Source organism: Methylophaga sp. UBA2689 (assembly GCA_002354555.1).
GTDB lineage: Bacteria > Pseudomonadota > Gammaproteobacteria > Nitrosococcales > Methylophagaceae > Methylophaga.
Genome location: DELT01000071.1, coordinates 1 through 6,045 on the forward strand (window position 1 = coordinate 1; position 6,045 = coordinate 6,045).

The 6,045-nt window shown below is 45.1% G+C and carries 5 protein-coding genes and 1 pseudogene; 4 read left to right on the plus strand and 2 right to left on the minus strand.

Annotation, left to right across the window (positions count from 1 at the left end; all coding sequences use genetic code 11):
• The 3 genes from B3M51_RS08725 to B3M51_RS08735 all read left to right on the plus strand — a co-directional run.
• The coding region (locus B3M51_RS08725; protein WP_292758388.1) for a glucan biosynthesis protein at positions 1-927 on the plus strand (927 nt) is incomplete at its 5' end.
• Complete coding sequence (mdoH, locus tag B3M51_RS08730) at positions 924-3,080, plus strand: glucans biosynthesis glucosyltransferase MdoH (RefSeq protein ID WP_292758389.1); 2,157 nt, start codon at positions 924-926, stop codon at positions 3,078-3,080. The genes B3M51_RS08725 and mdoH, both read left to right, overlap by 4 nt.
• A gap of 161 nt (positions 3,081-3,241) precedes the next feature.
• Positions 3,242-3,667: a CBS domain-containing protein gene (locus B3M51_RS08735; RefSeq protein WP_292481714.1), complete on the plus strand. Its 426-nt coding sequence runs from the start codon at positions 3,242-3,244 to the stop codon at positions 3,665-3,667.
• A 116-nt stretch (positions 3,668-3,783) separates the two neighbouring features.
• Here B3M51_RS08735 and B3M51_RS08740 read toward each other — a convergent pair whose 3' ends face one another.
• Together B3M51_RS08740 and B3M51_RS08745 are read right to left on the minus strand one after the other, a co-directional pair.
• Positions 3,784-4,971, minus strand: a complete 1,188-nt coding sequence (locus B3M51_RS08740) for a pyridoxal phosphate-dependent aminotransferase (protein ID WP_292758391.1) — start codon at positions 4,969-4,971, stop codon at positions 3,784-3,786.
• Positions 4,955-5,722: an HAD family hydrolase gene (locus tag B3M51_RS08745; protein ID WP_292758393.1), complete on the minus strand. Its 768-nt coding sequence runs from the start codon at positions 5,720-5,722 to the stop codon at positions 4,955-4,957. Before B3M51_RS08745 ends, B3M51_RS08740 begins: the two co-directional genes overlap by 17 nt.
• A gap of 111 nt (positions 5,723-5,833) precedes the next feature.
• On the opposite strand from B3M51_RS08745, the pseudogene B3M51_RS08750 reads away from it, so the two are divergent.
• Positions 5,834-6,045: pseudogene (locus tag B3M51_RS08750) on the plus strand (RNA polymerase-binding protein DksA); the annotation flags it as partial.

Genomic DNA, 6,045 nt, shown 5'->3' on the forward strand with positions numbered 1-6,045 from the left:
ATTGAAAGGCCCTCTTCAAGTCAAAAAGCCATCGTGGTGCATGCCTTACTTGATAGTAAAAGTGTTACCGGCGCCTATCGCTTCGGGATTCATCCAGGTTCGCCCAGCAAAATTGATGTCGATGCCATCCTCTTCCCACGGGTTGATATTAAGCATGTAGGGCTTGCACCGTTAACTTCCATGTTTATGCATGGCGGAATGGATCGCGCTGATCAATTGGATTTTCGACCTGCTGTACATGACTCTGAAGGTTTGCAAATGCGTAATGGCAAAGGTGAGCGTTTATGGCGTCCACTGAATAACCCGCAAACATTGCAAATCAGTGCGTTTATAGATGAGAACCCCAAAGGATTTGGTTTGATTCAACGCCACCGTGAGTTTGGTTATTATGAGGATCTTGAAGCGAATTACCATAGACGTCCTTCTGCCTGGGTTAAACCAATCGGTAACTGGGGAAAAGGTCAGGTAGAACTGGTTGAAATTCCGTCAGCTTCTGAGGAAAACGATAATATTGTGGCGTATTGGCGACCTGCAGATGGTTTGAAAAAAGGGGAAGCGTTTGAATATGCCTATACATTAACTTCGCCTGATGATGTTCCAGAAGACAATAATAGACCGCGTATTGTGAACAGTAGCAGTGGTCTCAAGCTCTTTGATGATAGTAAAGAAATAGTGATTGATTACAGCAATATCGATAGTCAGGATATTAAACAGATTGATGTTGTTGCCAGTATTAGCAATGGCAAAATCCTTGAAAGCCGAATTCAGGAAAACCCGCATATCAATGGTGCAAGGGTATTTATTACTTTCGATACCGAAGATGCTGATGTGGCAGAATTTCGGATACAGTTAAATAAAGATGATAAATATGCTGCCCCCACATGGCTTTACAGATGGTTGAACAGGGATTGGAATAATTCTTTATGAGTGTTGATTTACGGATCGATAATACCGAAAAAGCCATACCCTATGAACGTGCCTTGCCTGCTGAATCGCCTCTGGAAATGCCCCGACATGGAGTTTACGAACAAGGGCTTTCCATGCGTCATAGTCAGCGCACTTTCTTCTATATTCTGCGTACGCTTATTTCCCGGTTATTTGTACTTGGCGTGATGCTGGGTTTGTCTTATTACGGCATTACTGAAATCTACGGGGTATTAAGCACCACTAATGTTGTAACCAACCTGCAGTGGTTATTTTTAATTCTATTCAGCATTAACTTTCTCTGGGTGTCATTTGCATTTGCTCAGGCACTGCTGGGTTTTTTATTGCATTTAAAGCCTCGACTTATTAAACAGTCCGAGCAGGAACCTGACTTTACCACTGCCATTCTGCTGCCCATCTACAACGAAGACCCTATCCGTATCAAGGCGGCGCTCAAGGTGATGCGTGAGGATTTATTAGCCAAAGCGCCAGGAAAATATGCATTTTTTATTCTCAGTGATACCAATAAAGCCGATGCATGGATTGCAGAAGAACAGGCTTTTCTGGATCTGATTAACAAGGACGATTCAGGCTGTCCGGTCTACTACCGTCGTCGTCAACAGAATACCGAACGTAAAGCCGGCAATATCGGTGATTGGGTACAACGCTGGGGCGGTGCCTATGAAGCCATGATAGTACTGGATGCTGATAGTGTGATGAGCGCCGAGTGCATGCTCACCCTATCCCGTCGACTGGCTGCCTCGCCCGGTATCGGATTAATCCAGACTTTACCCACTATTGTGCGTGCCAATACGCTTTATGGACGGTTACAGCAATTTGCCAATCATTGTTTCGGCCCTATTTATGCCGAAGGTTTATCTGCCTGGCACGGCCTGTCATCCAACTTTTGGGGCCACAATGCGATTATCCGAACCCGTGCGTTTGCCGAGGCTTCACATCTGCCAATTTTGCCAGGTAAACCACCGTTTGGTGGTCATGTATTAAGTCATGATTTTATCGAAGCTGCTTTACTGCGTCGTGCAGGCTGGGGAGTACGTTTTGATACCGATATTCAGTCCACATATGAAGAATCACCTCCATCGCTGATTGATGTGATGATTCGTGATCGTCGCTGGTGCCAGGGTAACCTGCAACACACCCCGTTTATGTTTGCTCAGGGTTTTGTGTTACCCACTCGTTTGCATATATTTTCCGGATTGATGTCCTATCTTAGTGCCGTTTTCTGGCTCTCTTTAATTGTTGTCGGTTTGGCCATTGCCGTACAGGCAAGGTATGTGCGTCCGGAATATTTCGCCAATCCGTCTCTGTTCCCTACCTGGCCAGTATTTGATTCTGAGCGTGCCTTAACACTCTTCATCGTATCCATGGCCATAGTTATTGCACCTAAGGTGTTTGGCTGGTTTGCGGCGCTGATAAATATTCCACGTTGCATGAAATTCGGCGGCCCTATTTTGCTGACATTAAGTGTCGTTGTGGAAATGCTTATGTCGGCGCTGTATGCACCGATATTAATGGTGCATCAGTTTGGTGTGGTGGTCGGAATTTTCCGTGGCAAGGACAGTGGCTGGATGCCTCAGTCACGTGATGATGGCGCGCTGAGTTGGGCTGCGGTAGCAAGAGCTCATGCTGGTCATACATTATTCGGCATAATTCTCGCCATTATTGCTTTGTTGCTTAGTATCGAGCTGTTTTACTGGCTACTGCCGATTACCGGGGGATTGATGTTGTCGATCCCTTTGTCATGGCTGAGTGGTGGAACGCGTCGCAGTAAACTGCTTAAGTGGCTTGGCATACTGCGGGCGCCAGAAGAAAAAAATCCGGCTCCCATTCTGGTGGCTTTGGATGATCAGCTATCAGCACTTTCGCCACAGCCCAAACAGCATGCCTTTCTTCGATTGCTAAATAACCCGCAACTTTGCAACTGGCATATCGCCCAATTGCCTGACAATGCAAACCAAAAACCTGTATTTCATCCACCCAGAATATTAGCGGAATGGAAAGTAAACCATGCCGACAATATGCAGCAACTTGAGTCATGGCTTGAACCGCAGGAAGAGTTGGCATTTTTGAGTCAACGAGATTGTCTGCAACAATTAAAAAGTCTGGAAAACAACTTAACCAAGCAAGCGGTATAAATTTAATTGGACCTTTTCCAGCCAGCTAATATCGCTGGTTGGAAAAGCATAATTAAGGATTGAATTCACTTATGTAATCTCCATCTCTTATTTTAAGCAGCTTAAAATACTGGCTGTACTTCCCCACTCTTCTGAAACGAGAAAATCAAAGGAGAAATTCGATGATGCGCGTGAAAGATGTGATGACAAAACAACCTTTTTACCTTGATGCAGATGTCAGCATTCAGGAAGTTTCCCAAACTATGCGAGATAAGAATTTAGGCTTCGTTCCACTCAGTAAAGACAACCGGGTGATTGGCGTAATCACTGACCGTGATATAGCGCTCAGAGTCGTGGCTGATTCGAAAGACCCGCATCAAAAAGCCCGAAATATTGCGACCGAACGGGTTTTATATACCTATGAAGACAAACCTATTGATGAAGTTGTAAACAATATGGCTGACCAACAGGTGCAACGCCTGTTAGTGCTTAACAATGCGAACAACGAAGAGTTGGTAGGTGTTATTACACTGGGTGATATTGCCGATAAATGCAATGATGAAGCGATGGCAAAAAAAGTGATCAATGCAGCACGACATTATCATTAATATTCACCACAGAGAAAAATTAGGCTCGGCCCAGATTTTTTTAAATGTATGGGTCGAGCCTTTTTTATTGGTCGCTAGTTTTAGCTACTTTTGCACTATCCGGTAGGCCTATCGCTCTATAATTTAGTCAATGCAGCATGAATTCGTTCAACAGCCTGCATTAAACGCGTTTCATCGGTGGTATAAGCAAAGCGCACATGCTTATCGGCAAGATGCTGACCAAAATCATTTCCCGGTGTGATAGCAGCACCGGCTTCCTGTAAAAGATAACGGGACAAATCCAGACTATTGTTAATTTTGCCGCTTAGGAATTTGCTGCAGTCAGCATATAAATAAAACGCCCCCTGAGGTTTCACCGGAATGGAAAATCCAATGTCCTGCAGCGCGGGTAACAAAACATCCCGACGTTTTTCAAACACCTCTCTGCGTTGTTCAAGTATTTCCAGACTCTCTCGATCAAATGCTACCAGAGCAGCATGCTGAGCATTGGTTGGCGCAGCTAAAAACAGATTCTGAGCCAGACGATCCATCACTGGTTCAAGACTTTCGGGCACGACTACCCAGCCTAATCGCCAACCGGTCATACCAAAGAACTTGGAAAAGCTGTTAATCACTATCGCTTCGTCGTCTACTTCCAGAATGGATGGTAAGTGAACACCATCGTAATTTAACCCATGGTAAATCTCATCGACGACTAGCAGACCTTGTTTAGCCTTGACGGCGTCTGAGAGGGCTTTTAAGCCGACTTTGTCAATGATGGTTCCGGTTGGGTTCGAAGGAGTGGCAACCAGGGCCATTTGGGTATCCTGGTTCCAGTAATTTTCGATATGTTGTGGCGATAATTGGTAGGCCGTATCAGCTCCCACTGGAACTGAAACTGCAGAGGCTTCCACAAACCTTGCAAAATGACGATTACAGGGATAACCCGGATCGGTCATCAATAAATGCTTGCCGGCCTCTAACAATGCTCCCATCACTAAAAGCAATGCACCGGAGGCGCCTGGTGTAACTACAATCCGCCGAGGTGATATTTCGAGCCCGTATTGCTGGTGATACCATCCGGCAATTTTTTCCCGTAACGCCATTAACCCCAATGATGGGGTATAAAAGGTATCGCCTTTATTTAACGAAGCAATTGCAGCATTAATAACCGGTTGAGGTGTCAGAAAATCCGGCTCACCAATTTCCAGGTGGATAATATCCCTGCCCTGCGCCTGCAGTATCTTTCCTTGCGATAATATATCCATCACCTGAAACGGTTTAATTTCCTGGGCGCGCTGGGTGACGTTAATTGTTTTGGGCATGTAAATCCTGAAGTGATTGAGCTGTTATATAGCTTGTATTCATCGGCGAACCATCGATAACTTGACATGGAGCATTCGGTTCGCCAAGTTGATCAACAACACAAATTGCCTGAGTGAAGTCATCTTCAACAGTATAGGCATTAAGGGTTACCAACGTGGTTATTCCTGCTCCAGTTGATGCCAGCAAGCCATTGGCAGAATCTTCAATGGCAAGACAGTCTCTTGCATCCAGTTGCAATTGTTGAAGACAATAGTGATAAATATCCGGCGCAGGTTTTTTGGCAGGCACGACATCACCCGCTGCAATACAATCAAACCAGCTGATGGCTGCCTCGCCCAGCGTGGCGTTGATCAATGCCGTGACATTTTCAGCAGTAGTGGTTGTGGCGATCGCCAGGCGAATTTCTTGCTCTCTTAATTCTCCAATTAATCTTTTTATACCAGGCCGTAACTCGATCGTCTTTGCTTCTATTATCTGAGCGTAATGTCGTGTTTTATCAGCATGCAGGCTGGCAATTATTTCACTGTAATCACCAGCAAAACCACACTGCAAATGGAAGTTCTCCAGGTAATATTGAATACGTTCCTTGCCACCGGTTACAGCTAATAATTGTCCGTAAATCTGTTCATCCCAATGCCAGTCCAGACCCGCTTCGGCAAATGCGCGATTGAACGCCTGACGGTGCCCATCCCGCTCGGTTTCAGCGAGGGTTCCATCCACGTCGAATATAACGGCTTTTAAATGATTCATTAGTCTCTTTAATCTTGAAAATGGGGTAAAATAGTTCAATTATTTTGCACATGCCCGAAGCATCTGGTATAGATGCGCCCTTGATTTTTAGAAAGTATGAGGTTTGCCAACATGGACCCGACACAAAATGATGTCAAATTCACACCGTATCAACCGGGTGATGATGAAGAATATATGAGCAAGGATATGGTAAAACATTTTCGGGGTATTCTCGAAAAATGGCGCTCACAACTGATGGAAGAAGTTGATCGTACTGTTCACCATATGCAGGATGAAGCAGCAAACTTCCCTGACCCAAATGATCGTGCCACTCAGGAAGAAGA